Genomic DNA, 16980 nt, shown 5'->3' on the forward strand with positions numbered 1-16980 from the left:
CGCGATGGCGCCATGCAGGGCTATGCCGAACTCCAGGTCACGAGCAATTTCAGTTTTCTCCGGGGTGCCTCGCACCCGGAAGAACTGGTGGAGATGGCGGCCCGGCTCGGCCATGCCGCTATCGCCATCGCCGACCGCAACAGTCTCGCCGGTGTGGTCCGCGCCCATATCGCGGCCAGAAACCACGGCATAAGGCTGCTGATCGGCGCCCGGCTGGTGCTGGAGGAGGGCGAGGAACTGCTCGCCTTCCCGCACGACCGTGCCGCCTATGCCCGGCTCTCCCGGATGCTCAGCCTCGGCAAACGCCGGGCGGAAAAGGGCGCCTGCCTGCTCCGCCGCGCCGATGTGGTGGACTATGCCGAAGGACACGATCTGGTTCTGATCCCGCCGAAGGATCTGGCCGCTATCCGTCCGGAAGATCTCCGCTTCTGGGCGGAGAGCTTCCCCGGCCGCGTCTCGCTCGCCGCCACGCTGCTTTATCACGGGGACGATGCCGGACGACTCCGGCGCCTCGCCGCACTCGCCGCCGCGGCGGAACTGCCATTGGTCGCGACCAACGACGTGCATTACCACCTGCCGGAGCGCCGCCCGCTGCAGGACGTGCTGACCTGCATCCGGGAGCATTGCTCGGTGGACGAGGCGGGCTGGCGGCTCGATGCAAATGCGGAGCGTTACCTGAAACCGCCGGGAGAGATGGCGCGGCTCTTCCGGGACCGGCCGGAGGCGATCGCCCGAACCGTGGAGATCGCCGGGCGCTGCAGCTTCTCGCTCGACGAGCTGGCTTACGAGTATCCGGACGAGATCTCGCCGGACGGCCGCCCCGTGCAGGAGGAGCTGGAGCTGCGCACTTTCGAGGGCGCGGGGGAGCGATATCCGGACGGCGTGCCGCCGAAGGTCGAGGCCCAACTCCGTCACGAACTCGGCCTGATCGCGCGGCTGAACTACGCGCCCTACTTCCTCACCGTCTACGACATGGTCCGCTTCGCCCGCAGCCAGGACATTCTCTGCCAGGGGCGCGGCTCGGCGGCCAATTCCGCGGTCTGCTACTGCCTCGGCATCACCGCGGTCGACCCTTCGCGCGCCGATCTGCTGTTTGAGCGTTTCGTCAGCGAGGAGCGCGGCGAGCCACCCGATATCGACGTCGATTTCGAGCACGAGCGGCGCGAGGAGGTGATCCAGTACATCTACCGGAAATACGGCCGCGAGCGGGCCGGGCTGGCGGCGACTGTGATCAGCTACCGCTCGCGCAGCGCGTTGCGCGACGTGGGCAAGGCGATGGGGCTCTCCGAAGACGTCGTCGGCCTGCTCTCCTCCCAGGTCTGGGGCCGGCACGGCGACGCGGTGGCGGACGAGCGGATCCGCGAGGTGGGGCTCGACCCTGCCGACCGGCGCCTCGCCATGACCATGAACCTCACCCGTCAGCTCATGGGCTTCCCGCGTCATCTCTCCCAGCATGTCGGCGGTTTCGTCATCACCCGTGGCCGGCTCGACGAACTGGTGCCGATCGAGAATGCAGCAATGCAGGACCGCACCGTGATCGAATGGGACAAGGACGATCTCGATGCGCTCGGCATGCTGAAGGTCGATGTGCTGGCGCTCGGCATGCTCACCTGCGTGAAGAAGGCCTTCGATCTGCTGCAGCGGCATTACGGCATCGCCCACGACCTCGCGACCGTTCCGCCGGAGGATCCGGGCGTCTACGACATGCTCTGCCGGGGGGACAGTCTCGGCGTCTTCCAGGTCGAGAGCCGGGCGCAGATGGCGATGCTGCCGCGGCTCCGCCCCCGCTGCTTCTACGACCTCGTGATCGAGGTGGCGATCGTGCGCCCGGGACCGATCCAGGGCGACATGGTGCATCCCTATCTCCGCCGCCGCGACGGTATCGAGCCGGTCGAATTCCCATCCGAGGAACTGCGCGGCGTGCTCGGCAAGACCCTCGGTGTGCCGCTCTTCCAGGAGCAGGCGATGAAGATCGCCATCGTCGCCGCCGGCTTCACCCCGTCGGAAGCGGACAGGCTGCGGCGCGCCATGGCGACCTTCAAGAAGACCGGCCAGATCGGCCAGTTCCAGGGCAAGATGATCGAGGGCATGGTCGCGCGGAATTACGAGCGCGAGTTCGCCGAGCGCTGCTTCCGGCAGATCGAGGGGTTCGGCAATTACGGCTTTCCGGAAAGCCATGCCGCCAGCTTCGCGCTCCTCGTCTATGTCTCGAGCTGGTTCAAGCGGCGCTATCCCGCCGTCTTCGCTGCGGCCCTGCTGAATTCCCAGCCGATGGGCTTCTATGCCCCGGCGCAGATCGTCCGCGACGCGCGCGAGCACGGCGTCACCGTGCTGCCGCCGGACGTGAACCGCAGCGGCTGGGACTGCGATCTCGAACCTGACGGCAGGGGGGGGCAGGCGCTCCGCCTCGGGCTCCGGCAGATCAAGGGGATGCGGCAGGAGGAGGCGGAGCTGATCGTCGCCTGCCGGGGGCGGGGCTACGGCGATCCGGGCGAACTCTGGCGCCGTGCCGGGATCACACCCGCGGTACTGGAGGTGCTGGCGCGCGGCGACGCCTTCGCCTCCATGGGGCTCGCCCGGCGCGAGGTGTTCTGGGCTGTGCGCGGCCTTGCCCGGGCCGTGACCGGCCCTGTACGGGCCGAACGGGACCGCGAGGGGCTGCCGCTCTTCCTCGCCGCCGAGGCGCGGGAGCAGAAGCTTTTCACCCCGAGGGAGGCGGCGGTGCTGCTGCCGGAGGCGCCGCTTGGCGAGCAGGTGGTGGAGGATTACGCCGCGCTCCATCTCTCCCTGAAGGCCCATCCGGTCGCCCTGCTGCGGCCGAGCCTCGACGGCGACGGCTGCATCCGCTGCGAGGATCTGGAGCGCACTCGCGACGGGCGCCGGATTCGGCTCGGCGGCCTCGTGCTGGTGCGCCAGCGGCCGGGCACCGCCAAGGGCGTGATCTTCATCACGCTGGAGGACGAGAGCGGGGTCGCCAACCTGATCGTCTGGCCGGACAAGTTCGAGGCCTTCCGGCGTATCGTGCTCGGCGCCAAGTTCCTCGGCGTCACCGGCCTGGTGCAGCGCGAGGGACGGGTGGTGCATGTCGTGGTCGAGAAACTGGAGGACCTGACCTGGCGCCTCGGCTGGCTGACCGACGGGACGGTCGACGAGGCCGGTTTCAAGGGTGCGATCGCCAATGCCGACGAGGTCGCGCGCGGACAGGAGGATTACCGTCAGAAGCCGCCGCGCCCGAAACTGCCGCCTGCTCCGAAACCCAATCCGGAACAGATCAAGCCGTCGCGCCCGCTGCATACCCATCCCCGCAACATGAAGCCGGACCTGCGCGTCGTCAGCCGGGATTTCCACTGACCAAGCTTGCCGCTCCGGGCGGGCCGGTGCATCTTCAGCCGCATCATGCTGGACACGTTGCCGGAACGAGAACGCCTTGAAATCGCCCGCCTTTGGCAGCGTGCGGAACAGCGTCGTGCGGCTGGAGAGCTGGGCGGGTCGGAGTCGGATCTCAAACGTCTTTGCTGCTTCCTGCCGTCGGTTCCCGACATTCTCGTGCGTCATGCCGGTGTTCTTGCCGCACTGGCACGCAATCACTGTGCGGCACGCGCCTACGGCCGTGCCGCAGCCCTTCTGCCGGAACAGGATGAACTCGCTCGCGGTGCCGCCGAATATCACTGGCTCGCCGGAGATCGGGATGGCGCCCTCCGGATGCTCGACCGTTGCCTCAGGCACGCGCCGATGAATGCGGCGGCCTGGCTGACGCGCACCCATTTCTGCCGGGACGCGGGCGATCGGGCGGGGGCGGGCCGGGCGCTCCGACGGGCCCTGTTGCTGGTGCCGGAAAACTGGCAGCTCGCCTGCCAGACCGGGATCGATCTCGCGGATGCCGGGGAGAGTGCGGGTGCCATACGCTGGCAGCGGCGCGCGATGCGCCTCGCTCCGGGGGAACAGCTCCCGCGCGCCGCACTCTCGGACGCCGTCCGGGGCGGCGTTCCCGACCGGCAGGACAGTCCGCTCCGCCGTGACCTGCTGGGCCTCGTCGAGACATTGACGATCCGGCCGAGGGGGCTGGTCCGCGCCCTTTCGACCCTGATCCTGCGTGAGCCGACCTGCCTGCGGGCAGAGATGCTGCTTGCGGCGGGCGCGGACGGAGCGCTCAAGGAAATCTGTGATCTGATCCGGGAAACCGGCCTGCCGCGACTGATGGGCCTTGAGATCCTGCCGGACCAACGCCTCGAAGCTTTTCTGACGGCGTTTCGCCGGCGTCTGCTCGAAGCATGGGCCGATGGCGGGTTTCCGGACGGTGCGGAGGACATGGTTCAGGCTCTCGCCGCGCATTGCCTGCTGCACGAATACAGTCTCGCGGAGAGCCCTGCTGAAAAGCAGGTGCGTGCAGGTCTTCGCGTGGCGGCCGTCTCGGGCGATGCTCCCGAGCTGCTGATGCTGCTCGCCTGCTACGAACCGGTCGCCGAGCTCTGGACCGGGCGTCCCGCGCTGCCAGAGGGCTGCGCAGCGTTCCGGGACAGACATATCGACTTCCCGCGCCGGGTCCGGGCGGCAGCCGAGAGCATGGATCGCCTGACGGATCTTTCGCCCGGCGTCTCAGAAGCGGTCGGACGGCAGTATGAGGAAGATCCCTATCCGCGCTGGACCCGCCCGCCGGCACAAGGCTCGGTGACCTTGCGCGCGCGCCTGCGGGCGCTGGCCCCGAGCCGGGCGGAGGCCTTTGTGGCGGCTCTGGAGACTCCGGACGTGCTGATCGCAGGTTGCGGGACCGGTCAGGAGGCCTGCGCCCTTGCCGCCGGCTACCCGGATGCCGCTATCACCGCGGTCGATCTCAGCCGGGCGAGCCTCGGTTACGCGCGCTGCAAGGCGGAGGAATTCGGGCTCCGGAACATCCGTTTCGGACAGGCCGACATCCTTAAACTCGCGGAACTGGGAACGGATTTCGATTTCATCGAGTCGGTGGGCGTGTTGCACCATATGGAGCATCCCGAGGAGGGGCTCGGGGTTCTGGCGTCTCTGCTCCGTCCGGGTGGGGTGATGCATCTCGGTTTTTACAGCCGGCGAGGCCGGGTCGCCGTCAATGCCGCGCGCGAGATGATTGCGGAATGGGGGCTGGAGCCGACGCCAGAGGGCATTCGCGACGCCCGCCAGCGCCTCTTCGCGCTTCGGGAGAGCCGGCCGGATCTCGGCGGTCTTTTCGTCTCGCCGGATTTCTATTCGCGTCCCGCCTGCCGCGACCTGATCTTTCACGTGCAGGAGCATCAGTACGACGTTCCGGGCCTGCACGCGCTGGTGGAGGGGGCCGGTCTCGAGCTGCTCGGCTTCGAGCTGCAGGCGGACCGGAGGGCGAGTTACCGGACGCAGTTTCCTGAAGATGTGGAGGTACGGGACTGGGACAAGGTCGACGCCTTTGAACGTGGCATGCCCTGGGCTTTTTCCGAGATGTACCGTTTCTGGCTGATCAAGCCCTAGGGCTGGTCCCGGCCAGGGCATCGAGCAGCCGGTTCATGGCGGTCTCGTAGTCGCTGAGGGATCGGCCATGGGCAATCGCGAGGGCGCCCCGATCGAAGGCGGCGGAAAGCATGTCCGCCAGGGCTTCCATTTTTCCGTCGGCGGCTTCTCCAAAAAGTGCCGCTAGCCCGTCCAGCAAAGATCCGCCGCCGGTTTCCCTATCGATGCACGACATTTCCTCCGGTCCAAGCACGGCGGGGCCGTCGAGCAACAAAAGGCGCGCCCGGCCGGGCGCGGCCATGGCGTCGAAATAGGCCTTGGAGCCTTCCTTCAGGGCGGCCAGCGGCGACTTTGCCCGGTTTGCGGACCGTTCGATCTCCGCGGAGACCGTCTTCGCCTCCTGCTCGACGACGGCGCGGAACAGGTCCTCCTTGTCCCGAAAGTGATGATAGAGCGCGCCCCTGGTGACGTTCGCCGCTTTCACGATCTCGGGCGTGCCTGTCCCGGCATAGCCCTGCTCGACGAAAAGCCCCCGTCCCGCCGCGAGCAGAGCCGCGCGGGTTTCCTCCGTGCGTTCGCGGTTGGAGCGTCGTCCGGATTTATCTTGCATACATACAGCCTGTATGTTTATTGAATTTACATGCACAGTGTATGTAAAAACCGATCGGAGACAAAGCCATGAAATGCACGCAGTTCTATCCGGTGATCCTGACCGGCGACGTCGCGGAAACCGCGCGATTCTACAGGGATCGTTTTCGCTTCCGAGCCGCGTTTGAGAGTGACTGGTATGTCCATCTTCAGTCCGCGGAGGACGAAGGCGTGAACCTTGCCATTTTGAAAGGCGATCACGAAACCGTTCCGGAAAGCGGAAGAGGGCGCACGGCCGGACTGATCCTGAATTTCGAAGTTGAGGACGTGGATGCGGAATATGCCCGGGCGGAGGCTTCGGGGTTGCCGGTTCTCCTGCCGCTCCGTGACGAGCCGTTCGGGCAGCGCCATTTCATCACGCAGGATCCGAACGGGGTGCTGATCGACGTCATCACTCCGATCCCGCCAAGCGCGGAGTTTCTCGCCCAGTACGCGCCGGATGCCGTCCCGTCCTAGAGCGCCGGGATGAGCAGACCGATCCCGGACGCGCCCAGCATCCAGAGCAGGATCTTCTTGAACTGGGCGTCGTTGATCCGGCGGTAGAGCGCGAAGCCGATGCCGGTGCCGACGATCATCGCCGGCGCCGAGGCGCCGAGCAGGGTCAGGATATTCTCCGGCAGACGGTCCTGCGCGATGTAGAGCGTCAGGCTGGCGCTGTGCATTGCACCGTTGAAAAGCTGGAAGGTGCCGCGCTGGCGGTCCTTCGGCCATTTCATCAGGCTGCACCAGATCGTCGGCAATACGCCGGAGAGACCGGAAAAGCCGCCCATCACCCCACCGCCGAAGCCGACCAGAGCGTCGATCACCCGGTATCTGCCGGTGATCGCCGGCATGCGCCCGGAAATGATGAAGGCGGCGCAATAAAGAATGAGCGTCGCGCCGACGAAGATCCGGAACGGCCCGGGATCGGCATAAGGCAGGAGCGCGACGCCACCCGGCACGCCGATCAGGCCGCCGACCAGGAAGACCCAGACCGAGCGGAAATCGATCGCCCGCCAGATCGCGCCGATGGTGCCGAGCACGATGAGCAGCGAGCAGATGATCACCATCGGCGCCGCCTCGGCCGGACTCAGCACATGGGCCCAGATCCCGAGCGAGGTGATGCCGAAGGCAAATCCCGCGAGACCGGTCGCCAGCGCACCGGCGAAAGCGCCGAGGGCGACGATTGCGTAGTAGGCGAGTTCGTGTTCCACGGTCAGGGGCGCTCCACGGACATGCCGGAACGGGGACGGGACCGTCCTTGTAGGACGCGACCGCCGGACCTGCCAGCATTGCGTTGACCGGCTGGTGGAAAGGCGGGACGGATAGGTCGCGGAGCGGCATCAGAACCGTCCGCTAAACGGGTGCTGCCGCTTGCCTTGGTTCTGCTACGCTGTAGAGCTCCGGTCGACCGGGACCGGTGTCGAGGTGGCCCATCATCAAAGAGGCTTGCGATGAACGAACAGGCAGCGACGGCAGGGCATGGCAACCGTCCCTGGGAGGATATGAACAGCGGGGTGATCCTGGCGCCGATCGCCGAAAGCGATCTCGGCCGGGCCGAACTTTCGCCGACCGGAAGTTTCGAGGCGGGCTCCTACGCCTCCTTTACGCTGGTCTACACGGCGGGAACTTTCGGGATCGACGATTCCGGCAGTCTGCGCGTCTGCTTCCGCTTCGCCTCGGATCAGGGCAATCCGCAGTTCGACGATCCGATGGGCGCGAACTACTGCACGGTCGAGGCCTCGAACGGCGCGGTGCTGCAAGTCCGTTGGGACCAAAAAGCGAATGTCCGGCCCTGGGACCGCACGCTCTGGATCAAGGTCGTGAAGGGCTACCTGAAGGAAGGCGACACCATCACCATCCGTTTCGGCGTGACCGACCATGGTGGGCCGGGGATGCGGCTGCAGACCTTCTGCGAGAAAAGTTTCGAGTTCCGCGTGCTGGTCGACCCGATCGCGACCTTCAACTTCCAGACCCTTCCGGTGCAGCCGGAAATCGCGATCGTGCCCGGTGCGCCGGAAAGCTATTCCGCCGCGCTGCCGACCCTGCGCCGTCCCGGAGAACGCTTCGAGTTGAAGCTCAAGGGCAATGACAGGTGGGGCAATCCGTCGGACCGATGCTCCGGCACCTTCCGTCTCGAGGCGGAAGGCGACATCGAGGGACTGCCGGAGACGGTCGAGATGGTGGAAGGCAGCTTCACCACCACCGTTTCCGGTCTCCGCGTGACGGCGCCCGGTCGGGTTTCCGTTGCGGTCAGGAACCGGGAGGGCCGGGTCGTCGCCCGGACCAATCCGCTGATCGTCGAGCAGACCGATCTCGTGCATTACTGGGCCGATCTGCACGGGCAGTCGGAGGAGACCATCGGCACCGGCAGCGCGCGGGACTATTTCGCCTTCGCGCGCGACAAGGCCTGGGTCGACGCCTGCGGGCACCAGGGCAACGATTTCCAGATCACCGACGAATTCTGGGCCGAGCTGAACCGGATCACCGCAGAGTTCGACGAGCCGGGACGGTTTGTCGCCATGCCGGGCTACGAATGGTCCGGCAATACAGCGCTCGGTGGTGACCGCAATGTCTTCTTTCCGAACGAAGGACGCACCATTCGCCGGTCCTCCCACGCGCTGATCGAGGACCGCAGCACGGCGCACCACGACTGTACGACGGCGGCCAGGCTGTTCGAGGCCTTCCATGAGCATGGCGAGCATGACGTGGTCTGCTACGCCCATTGTGGCGGGCGCTATGCCGATATCGCCGTCGCCCATGACGGACGGTTCGAAAAGTCGGTTGAGGTGCATTCCTCCTGGGGCACGTTCGAATGGCTGCTGGACGATGCCTTCAGGCTCGGCTATCGGGTCGGCGTGGTCTGTAATTCGGACGGCCACAAGGGCCGTCCAGGGGCGAGCTATCCCGGTGCCGGCAAATTCGGCGCAATCGGAGGATTGACCTGCTTCAGCACCGCGGAGCTCAGCCGGGAGGCGCTGCTCGATTGCATGCGCAAGCGCCGGCATTACGGCACGACCGGTGGCGACGGAGGGCGGATGGTGATCCGTCTCAAGGGCTGGTTCGAGGGGGAGGGCGCGCTCTACCATGACGATCCCAAGATCATGGACAGCGCCCCGAGCCTCACCCACGAGGCCTCCATGGGCGATATCGTCCATCTGCCGAAAGGCGGGATGGAGCTCTCCGTCGCTGTCGACAGCAACTCTCCGATCATCCGGGTCGATATCTTCAACGGTCTCGAACTGGTCGAGACCGTACGGCCTTATGCGGAGACGGATCTCGGATCACGCATCCGACTGCACTGGGAGGGCGCGGAATATCGAGGCCGTTTCCGCGAGGTGATCTGGGACGGCACGGCGGAAATATCAGGCAACGCCGTGGAAAGCGTAACGCCGGTGAACTTCTTTAACCGGGACAAGACATTCGATCGCGTGAGCGAGACCGCGCTCGCTTGGAAGGCGCTGACCACCGGTAATTTCGGGGGAGCGGACATCCGGTTGAGGGAGCGGAAGGCCGGCAGTCTCAGGATCGACACGCCACTTGTGAAGACGGAAGTGCTGGTCTCGGGGATCGGTTATGAGGATAGAATCTTCGACGCCTCGGGTGAGCTGCCGCGCTTCCTGAAGCTCACCCGGCTGCCGGATAACAACCCTCATACCTCCTTCTCGTTCACCCGGAAGATCGACCTGAAGCCCGAGGGCGATAACCCGATCTTCATCCGGGTCGAGCAGGAGGACGGGACCAGGGCCTGGACCAGCCCGATCTATGTCTACCGCTAGAACTTCTCCTGGCCGCGCTCGCGCTGCGCGTCGGGAAAGTCGCGGTAGAGCGTGAAGCGGACGTTCTGGACTTTCGAGTTCACCGCGTGATGGAAACTCTCGACCGGCTCGCTCCGGCTCGAGACATGGGCGAAGGCGGCGTCGAGCTGGGCGAGGTCGCGGGTCTCGAGCCACATGTGGAACTCGGTTCCGTCCGCGGGTCCGAGCCCGAGTTTGCGCCGGGTGATGCGGGAGTCTTCGATCAGGCCCTGGTCCTTCAGATAGGCGAAGTAGCTTTGGACGGAATCCGCAAATTCGATATCCTTCACTTCGGGCTTCAGATCGCAGTAGATGTGGTAGAAATCCATCAAACTAGCCTTTGACCTTCAGGTCGTAGCGCTTCGGGTCGTATCGCAGATGCGTTTGTAGAATTCGGTTTGAACGCAGAGCTCGCAGGCTATGTACCTTGGATTTTGAATCGCCCGAAAGGTGAACGATGCCAAGCGGCCGATAGGGAGGATTCGGTTCGACAAACAATCCGTTTTCCGCGTCGTAGAGCGGCTGTCCCCGGTTGACCAGCCAATTGCAGGTAGCCGGCAGGATTTTGCGGGGAAAGTTTTCTCCGTAGACGACCTTGTTAAGGCCGAATTGTTCGGCATAGAAATCGGTGGCTTTATGCAGCCCCTCGGAAAGGGCGGCTCGCCATTTTGTCCAAAGCGGTGAATTGCCGAGCAGCGCAAAAACGCCGGAATTGAGCAGCGGAAAATTCCACATCTGACGCGCCGTCTCCTTGCCGAAGAAAGCCTGAATATTCTTGTTGAACCAACGGTTCATCGCGCCGTGATCGTAGGTGTGAACATAGGATCGATCCATTTCAGGGACTATGCAAAGAGACCCGTCTGCAGCTCCGTCTATCAACCATTCCATTGTCGTCCAATCCTGAAGCCAACAATCCGCATCGATCCAGATGTATGTCTTGTATCCAGGGAAGTGGTCGTTGAGGAACGGGCGCGCGGTCATCGCCATGTATCCTCGGTTATTTGCAAGGAACTTTTCGTCCGCAGTACGCGGCACACCATCCACGATCAGTGGAAATGAAAAATCCCAAACCGGTTCAACTATGTGATCTGCGAATTTGTCGATTTCCGCGCGCTTGTCGGCGGGCAAGCCCAGATCGAGGACACCGATCGCAACTTCGCCGCCACGGGGCTTTGTGCGGATCGATTGCAGAAGCTGAACCAAGAGAGATGAGAAGCTCTTGTTTGAGGCAGTGCAGATTACGGTTTCGATCGACATTTGTGACTTCGCCCCAAATCCGGTTCGATTGCCGCCAAACGTGGCCCATTCTGAATGACCATTTTACTGCATATTCGGTCATCGGGCCCCCAACGAAAACGGGCCGCACGAAGGCGGCCCGTTCGAAGATCACATGTGGGTGTGCTCTCAGCTCATCGCCTTCTGCAGGTTCTCGTCCAGCTTGGACAGGAACTGCTGGGTGGTGAGCCAGGGCTGGTCCGGGCTGATCAGCAGCGCCAGGTCCTTCGTCATGTCGCCGGCCTCGACAGTGTCGACGCAGACCTTTTCCAGGGTCTCGGCGAACTTCAGCACTTCCGGCGTCTCGTCGAACTTGGCCCGGTAGGCGAGGCCGCGGGTCCAGGCGAAGATCGAGGCGATCGGGTTGGTCGAGGTTTCCTTGCCCTGCTGGTGCTGGCGGTAGTGACGGGTCACGGTGCCGTGGGCGGCTTCCGCTTCGACCGTCTTCCCGTCCGGCGTCATCAGCACGGAGGTCATCAGGCCGAGCGAACCGAAGCCCTGGGCCACGGTGTCGGACTGCACATCGCCGTCGTAGTTCTTGCAGGCCCAGACGAAACCGCCGGACCACTTCATCGCGGCCGCGACCATGTCGTCGATCAGGCGGTGCTCGTAGATGATGCCCTTGGCTTTGAACTTCGCCTCGAACTCTTCCTCGAAGACTTCCTGGAACAAGTCCTTGAAGCGGCCGTCATAGGCCTTGAGGATGGTGTTCTTGGTCGAGAGATAGACCGGCCAGCCGAGATCGAGGCCGTAGTTCATGCAGGCCCGGGCGAAACCGCGGATGGAATCGTCGAGGTTGTACATCGACATGGCGACGCCGCCGCCCGGGAAGTCGAACACCTCGTGGGTGATCGCCGGGCTGCCGTCGGCCGGCTGGAAGGTCATGGTCAGCTTGCCCGGACCCTTCACCACCATGTCGGTGGCGCGGTACTGGTCGCCGAAGGCGTGACGGCCGATGACGATCGGCTGGGTCCAGCCCGGCACCAGGCGCGGGACGTTGTTGCAGATGATCGGCTGACGGAACACGGTGCCGCCGAGGATGTTGCGGATCGTGCCGTTCGGCGAGCGCCACATCTTCTTAAGACCGAATTCCTCGACCCGGGCCTCGTCCGGCGTGATGGTCGCGCACTTGACGCCGACGCCGTATTTCTTGATCGCATTCGCGGAGTCGATGGTGATCTGGTCATCCGTCTCGTCGCGCTTTTCCATGCCGAGGTCGTAATACTTGAGATCGACATCGAGGTACGGGAGGATGAGCTTTTCCTTGATCATCTTCCAGATGATCCGCGTCATCTCATCGCCGTCGAGCTCGACGATAGGATTCTTGACCTTGATCTTGGCCATCTTCCTGGCTCCTTTGTGGATGGAATCTTGTGAGCAGCGGGCGGCAAAATATCAGGTGGGCGCGGCAATGCAAGATGTGCGCGCGGCACAGATCTCCTGACGCCGCGGGCAGACGGGTAAAATCAGCCCGTCAGACCCATTTGGATTCGACCTTGCCGTGGGTGACCGGCGCTGCCGTCAGGAAAGGGAACACGTCCTCGAGCGTGTTCGCGACCTGAATGATGTTGCGGTTTTCCGGCCTTGCAAAGCTGGTCGCGACGAGATGGTCGACGAGTCCGATCAGCGGGTCCCAGAAGCCGTTCACGTTGGCAAGGACCACCGGCTTCTTCGACAGGCCAAGCTGGGTCCAGGTCACGACCTCGAAGGTCTCGTCCATGGTTCCGAGCCCGCCCGGAAGGATCACGAAGGCATCGGCCTTCTCGTACATGATCCTTTTCCGGTCATGCATGTTGTCGGTGATGATCAGCTCGTTCAGCCCCTGGTGCCCGACCTCGTAATCCTCGAGGAACTTCGGGATCACACCGGTGACAGAGGCGCCGGCCGCCAGAGCGGCGTCGGCGGTCAGGCCCATGAGGCCGACGCGCCCGCCGCCATAGACGAGGTTGTAGCCGCGCTCGCCGATCAGGCTGCCGAACTTGGTCGCGGCATCCCGGTAGGCCTGGTCGACCTTGCCGGAGGAGCCGCAGAATACGCAGATGGATTTTTTCTCGCTCATGCGCTCGTCTATCCCACCACGCCGGGGTCCGGTCAAGCGGCTAAAAAGGGCGGTTCCCGCTGCATTGCGCACGGGTTTGTAAGGGTTTATTGTCGACCGAGCGCGTATTGGAGCCCCGAGAACATGCTGACTAAGCCATACCTCATTGGCGCCGCCGGAGTCCTGGTGCTGGCTATGGCTGGCGGGCTGTTCTACCTGACATCGGAAGAAGACGTCCGGCCGGTTCCGGTCGAGACCGCGGCGGCGCCGAAAGAGGCGCCCGCACCGGCAGCTCCCGCGCCGAGCGCCGAAACTCCGGCTCCCGCGCCAGCCGAACCACCGGTGGCGGCCGCCGAGAGCGGTGACGACAAGCCCGATCTCTCCCAGCCGAGCTTCGACGTCGTCCGCGTCGATCCGGAGGGCAACACGGTCATCGCCGGCAAGGCTCTGCCGAACGCGACCGTCCGGATCATGGACGGCGACAAGCAGATCGGCGAGGTCAAGGCCGACGACAAGGGCGACTGGGTCTTCCTGCCGGAAGAGAAGCTGCCGTCGGGGAGCAGCGTCCTGACGCTTGAGACGCCCGCCGAAGGCGACAAGGAAGCCAAGAAGTCCGGCAATGCGGTCGTCGTCGTGATCCCCGAGAAGGGCAAGGACATCGCCGGCCGGGACAATACAGAGACCCAGAAGCCGCTCGCGATGGTCGTGCCGCGCGAACAGGCACCGAGCAAGCCGACGAAGATCCTGCAGGCTCCGGCCCCGGCGGCCGAGGTCGCGAAGGCCGAAGCGGAACCCGCATCGAACGCGCAGTCATTTCCGGAGAAGACAGCTTCGGCGAATGCCGGCGTGTCGCTGGACGTGATCGATTACGACGAGAAGGGCGCGGTGGTCTTCAGTGGCAAGACCGAGCCTGACACCGAGGTCCAGATCTATGTCGACAACAAGCTCGCGGCACGGACCCGATCCGGCCCCGACGGTTCCTGGTCGGTAAAGCCGGAAGAGAACATCGTGGCCGGCACCCACCAGGTCCGGGTCGACAAGGTGTCCACGGACGGACAGGTCCTGGCGCGGATCGAACTGCCTTTCGTCCGGGCCGTGCCCTTCACGGGGTTGCCCGAGGATTCCGTTGTCATTATACAGCCCGGCAACAATCTCTGGCGGATCGCGAGCCGAGTCTACGGCTCCGGCTTCCGCTACACGGAGATCTATCAGGCGAACAGCGACCAGATCCGCGATCCGGACCTGATATATCCTGGCCAGGTATTCGGTCTGCCGGCCCTGAACTAAGCCGCCTTCAACTCAATCGGACGGACAAGCAATGTTGAATCAGCAGGACGACGGCGTTCTGAAAGGCGTTCTGGTCCCCGTTGCGCGCGAGGGATATCCCTTCATCGCCGCCTTCGCGGTCCTCACGCTGCTGCTTTACGCGGTCTGGGAGCCGCTCGGCTTTGTCGGCGTGGTGCTGACGCTCTGGTGCGTCTATTTCTTCCGCAATCCGGACCGGGTGACGCCGGTGCGCGAGGGGCTGGTGATCACGCCCGCCGACGGCGTGGTGCAGATGATCGTCGACGCGCCGCCGCCGAAGCAGCTTGAGATGGGCGACAAGCCGATGTGCCGGGTCTCCATCTTCATGAACGTCTTCGACTGCCACGTGAACCGGATCCCGGTCGACGGGCAGGTCGCCAAGCTGGCCTATGTCCCCGGCAAGTTCGTCAACGCCGCCTTCGACAAGGCGAGCGAGGAGAACGAGCGCCAGCTGGTCTCGGTCGAGATGAAGGACGGGCGCAAGGTCGCCTTCGTGCAGATCGCCGGTTTGGTCGCCCGCCGCATCATCTGTTACCTTCAGGAAGGCCAGCCGGTACGCGCCGGCGAATGCTTCGGCCTGATCCGCTTCGGCAGCCGGGTGGACGTCTATCTGCCGGAAGGCGTCAATCCGCTGGTGACGGTAGGTCAGCGCGCGGTGGCCGGTGAAACGGTGATCGCCGACCTCAAGGCGACGGAGGCGGCACGCAGGGGCGAGGTCCGCTAGGGGCACGCCGGACACGGCAACGGGAAACGGACAAGAGACGATGATCAGGGGCAAACGGCGCCGGCTTCCGGTGATTTCGATCAGCAAGCTGATCCCGAACATGATCACGGTCATGGCGCTCTGCGCCGGCCTCTCGGGCGTCCGCTTCGCGCTCAATGAGCAATGGTCGCTGGCGGTCGGCGCGATCGCCGTCGCCGCTATTCTGGATACGCTCGACGGCAGCATGGCGCGCCTGCTGAAAGGCCAGAGCAAGTTCGGCGCCGAGCTCGACTCGCTCGGCGACTTCATCAGCTTCGGCGTCTCGCCGGCGCTGATCCTGTTCCTCTGGTCGACCCATGACCTGAAAAGCTTCGGCTGGATGGCCGCGCTGTTTTTCTCGACCTGCATGGCGCTCAGGCTCGCCCGCTTCAACACCAAGGCGGATGATCCGACTCTGCCGCCCTTTACCTACCGCTTCTTCACCGGCGTTCCGGCGCCTGCCGCGGCCGGCCTCGGCCTGCTGCCGTTGATCCTCAGCTTCGAGGCGGATTTCGCGTTCCTGCACCAGCCGCATTTCCTTGCCGTCTGGCAGGTCGTGGTAGGTCTGCTGATGGTCTCGCAGGTCCCGACCTACAGCTTCAAGGGCGCCCGCGTGCCGCAGAAGCTGGTGCTGCCGCTGTTGATCGTCTTCGGGATCTGCGTCGCGTGGCTGGTCAGCGCGCCCTGGCAGTTCTTCGCGGCCCTGCTGTTCTCGTATCTGGTCTCGCTGCCCTTCAGCTACCGGTCCTATCTGCGGCTGCAGCGGACGGTGGAGCCCGAGAGCGAGACAGCCGATGAAACGTCGGACCCTGATGGAAAGGTCACGCCGTTCGGCAAAGCCAAGGGCGAGAACTGACTGCTTCCCTGTGTCGCGGCACACGCTATGGTGCGAATTATCCTCTCTTGGCCGTCATCCGACCTTCGTCGGGAAGACGAAGGGGGCGGAGGGGCTGGTTTAACAAGACCGTTCGCCCGACAGAGGCTTTGTCAGGAGCTTTTCCGCGCGAGATAGACCGTCTGTGTAAATGGCCGGTCCTGTAGCGGATTGTGAAAGGTCACCGGTTCCGCCCAGGCTTCCGTGAAGACGCTTTTGAGACGCTCGGTGAAGGCACCATCAGGGTCGTCGTCTGACCAGAGGCCGAATATGCCGCCGGGTTTCAGATGGGCGGAGAGAGCTTGGAGGCCTTCGGCGCGATAGAAACCGGAACTCCGTTCGTTCAGCAGCACTTCTGGCGAATGGTCGATATCCACCAGGATCGCATCGAACCGGCGCCCGGCCATATCCGGATCGAAGCCGTTTTCACTGTCCGCACCGGCGAAGAAATCTCCCTGCACCAGTCTGCAGCGCGGATCGTCCGCGAGCTTGGATCCCATGGGGACAAGGCCGGTGCGGTGCCAGTCGATCACCGGCTCCAGCATGTCCACCACGACCAGAGCGCCGACCTCGTCGTGTGCGAGAACGGCCTCGGCCGTGTAGCCGAGGCCGAGGCCGCCGACCAGGACCTCGAGCCCGTCTCCGCCGAGCGCCGCGATCCCCAGGTCGGCGAGAGCGATTTCGGACGCGGTGAACAGGCTCGACATCAGATGTTCGTCGCCGAGCATGATCTCGAAGACATCGACATCGAGCCGGAGCTCGCGCCGCCGCCGGAGGCTGACGGGACCGATCGGGGTCGGACGGTAATCGAGTTCCTCGAAGAAAGCGCTGATAGGGGTAGCTCCTCCCGTCTCTTTCGCCGTCATCCCGG

14 protein-coding genes are annotated in these 16980 nt (G+C 64.5%); 7 read left to right on the forward strand and 7 right to left on the reverse strand.

What is annotated here, in order from left to right; genetic code table 11:
- Positions 1–12 precede the first annotated feature (12 nt).
- Together JJ959_RS07315 and JJ959_RS07320 are read left to right on the forward strand one after the other, a co-directional pair.
- Positions 13–3351 carry an error-prone DNA polymerase gene (locus tag JJ959_RS07315; protein WP_292881503.1) on the forward strand — a complete coding sequence of 1113 codons (3339 nt, stop codon included), beginning with the start codon at positions 13–15 and terminating at the stop codon, positions 3349–3351.
- Positions 3352–3396: 45 nt separating this feature from the next.
- On the forward strand, positions 3397–5472 hold the full coding sequence (locus tag JJ959_RS07320) for a methyltransferase domain-containing protein (protein ID WP_292881506.1): 2076 nt from the start codon (positions 3397–3399) through the stop codon (positions 5470–5472).
- Here JJ959_RS07320 and JJ959_RS07325 read toward each other — a convergent pair.
- Positions 5462–6061 carry a TetR family transcriptional regulator gene (locus tag JJ959_RS07325; protein ID WP_292881509.1) on the reverse strand — a complete coding sequence of 200 codons (600 nt, stop codon included), beginning with the start codon at positions 6059–6061 and terminating at the stop codon, positions 5462–5464. The genes JJ959_RS07320 and JJ959_RS07325 overlap by 11 nt on opposite strands.
- A 68-nt stretch (positions 6062–6129) precedes the next feature.
- Between JJ959_RS07325 and JJ959_RS07330 the strand changes: the two genes are divergently transcribed.
- Entirely contained in the window at positions 6130–6555 is a 426-nt protein-coding gene (locus JJ959_RS07330) for a VOC family protein (protein ID WP_292881511.1), read from the forward strand.
- Here the strand turns inward: JJ959_RS07330 and JJ959_RS07335 are convergent.
- Complete coding sequence (locus tag JJ959_RS07335) at positions 6552–7292, reverse strand: sulfite exporter TauE/SafE family protein (RefSeq protein WP_292881514.1); 741 nt, start codon at positions 7290–7292, stop codon at positions 6552–6554. The two genes, JJ959_RS07330 and JJ959_RS07335, sit on opposite strands and share 4 nt — an antisense overlap.
- A 240-nt stretch (positions 7293–7532) precedes the next feature.
- Here JJ959_RS07335 and JJ959_RS07340 point away from each other — a divergent pair, with 240 nt between their 5' ends.
- A complete protein-coding gene (locus JJ959_RS07340) occupies positions 7533–9857 on the forward strand; it encodes a DUF3604 domain-containing protein (protein WP_292881518.1) in 2325 nt (774 codons plus the stop codon).
- Here the strand turns inward: JJ959_RS07340 and JJ959_RS07345 are convergent.
- From JJ959_RS07345 to JJ959_RS07360, 4 genes are all read right to left on the reverse strand, one after another.
- Entirely contained in the window at positions 9854–10204 is a 351-nt protein-coding gene (locus tag JJ959_RS07345; RefSeq protein ID WP_292881522.1) for a DUF6614 family protein, read from the reverse strand. The two genes, JJ959_RS07340 and JJ959_RS07345, sit on opposite strands and share 4 nt — an antisense overlap.
- 4 nt (positions 10205–10208) lie before the next feature.
- Positions 10209–11132, reverse strand: coding sequence for a hypothetical protein (locus JJ959_RS07350; RefSeq protein WP_292881525.1), 924 nt, complete (start codon positions 11130–11132; stop codon positions 10209–10211).
- Between the two features lie 147 nt (positions 11133–11279).
- Entirely contained in the window at positions 11280–12494 is a 1215-nt protein-coding gene (locus JJ959_RS07355) for an NADP-dependent isocitrate dehydrogenase (RefSeq protein WP_292881528.1), read from the reverse strand.
- Between the two features lie 130 nt (positions 12495–12624).
- The gene (locus tag JJ959_RS07360) at positions 12625–13209 is read right to left on the reverse strand and encodes a TIGR00730 family Rossman fold protein (protein WP_292881530.1); all 585 of its coding nucleotides are present in this window, start codon (positions 13207–13209) and stop codon (positions 12625–12627) included.
- Between the two features lie 123 nt (positions 13210–13332).
- Between JJ959_RS07360 and JJ959_RS07365 the strand changes: the two genes are divergently transcribed.
- Genes JJ959_RS07365 through JJ959_RS07375 form a run of 3 tightly spaced genes read left to right on the forward strand, consistent with a single transcriptional unit; the run spans position 13333 to position 16091 of the window.
- Positions 13333–14475, forward strand: coding sequence for a LysM peptidoglycan-binding domain-containing protein (locus JJ959_RS07365; protein ID WP_292881532.1), 1143 nt, complete (start codon positions 13333–13335; stop codon positions 14473–14475).
- Between the two features lie 31 nt (positions 14476–14506).
- Positions 14507–15217, forward strand: a complete 711-nt coding sequence (locus tag JJ959_RS07370; protein ID WP_292881534.1) for a phosphatidylserine decarboxylase — start codon at positions 14507–14509, stop codon at positions 15215–15217.
- A 40-nt stretch (positions 15218–15257) separates the two neighbouring features.
- Positions 15258–16091: a phosphatidylcholine/phosphatidylserine synthase gene (locus JJ959_RS07375; protein WP_292881536.1), complete on the forward strand. Its 834-nt coding sequence runs from the start codon at positions 15258–15260 to the stop codon at positions 16089–16091.
- Between the two features lie 131 nt (positions 16092–16222).
- Here JJ959_RS07375 and JJ959_RS07380 read toward each other — a convergent pair whose 3' ends face one another.
- Complete coding sequence (locus JJ959_RS07380; protein ID WP_292881539.1) at positions 16223–16975, reverse strand: spermidine synthase; 753 nt, start codon at positions 16973–16975, stop codon at positions 16223–16225.
- Between the last annotated feature and the right edge of the window lie 5 nt (positions 16976–16980).

It is taken from the genome of Nisaea sp., from assembly GCF_017640745.1.
Classification (GTDB): domain Bacteria; phylum Pseudomonadota; class Alphaproteobacteria; order Thalassobaculales; family Thalassobaculaceae; genus Nisaea.

Bases quoted from the DNA above. Each gene is read 5' to 3' on its own strand.
- JJ959_RS07315 (WP_292881503.1), top strand. From the start codon at position 13: ATGCAGGGCTATGCCGAACTCCAGGTCACGAGCAATTTCAGTTTTCTC.
- JJ959_RS07320 (WP_292881506.1), top strand. From the start codon at position 3,397: ATGCTGGACACGTTGCCGGAACGAGAACGCCTTGAAATCGCCCGCCTT.
- JJ959_RS07325 (WP_292881509.1), bottom strand. From the start codon at position 6,061: ATGCAAGATAAATCCGGACGACGCTCCAACCGCGAACGCACGGAGGAA.
- JJ959_RS07330 (WP_292881511.1), top strand. From the start codon at position 6,130: ATGAAATGCACGCAGTTCTATCCGGTGATCCTGACCGGCGACGTCGCG.
- JJ959_RS07340 (WP_292881518.1), top strand. From the start codon at position 7,533: ATGAACGAACAGGCAGCGACGGCAGGGCATGGCAACCGTCCCTGGGAG.
- JJ959_RS07345 (WP_292881522.1), bottom strand. From the start codon at position 10,204: ATGGATTTCTACCACATCTACTGCGATCTGAAGCCCGAAGTGAAGGAT.
- JJ959_RS07350 (WP_292881525.1), bottom strand. From the start codon at position 11,132: ATGTCGATCGAAACCGTAATCTGCACTGCCTCAAACAAGAGCTTCTCA.
- JJ959_RS07355 (WP_292881528.1), bottom strand. From the start codon at position 12,494: ATGGCCAAGATCAAGGTCAAGAATCCTATCGTCGAGCTCGACGGCGAT.
- JJ959_RS07360 (WP_292881530.1), bottom strand. From the start codon at position 13,209: ATGAGCGAGAAAAAATCCATCTGCGTATTCTGCGGCTCCTCCGGCAAG.
- JJ959_RS07365 (WP_292881532.1), top strand. From the start codon at position 13,333: ATGCTGACTAAGCCATACCTCATTGGCGCCGCCGGAGTCCTGGTGCTG.
- JJ959_RS07370 (WP_292881534.1), top strand. From the start codon at position 14,507: ATGTTGAATCAGCAGGACGACGGCGTTCTGAAAGGCGTTCTGGTCCCC.
- JJ959_RS07375 (WP_292881536.1), top strand. From the start codon at position 15,258: ATGATCAGGGGCAAACGGCGCCGGCTTCCGGTGATTTCGATCAGCAAG.
- JJ959_RS07380 (WP_292881539.1), bottom strand. From the start codon at position 16,975: ATGACGGCGAAAGAGACGGGAGGAGCTACCCCTATCAGCGCTTTCTTC.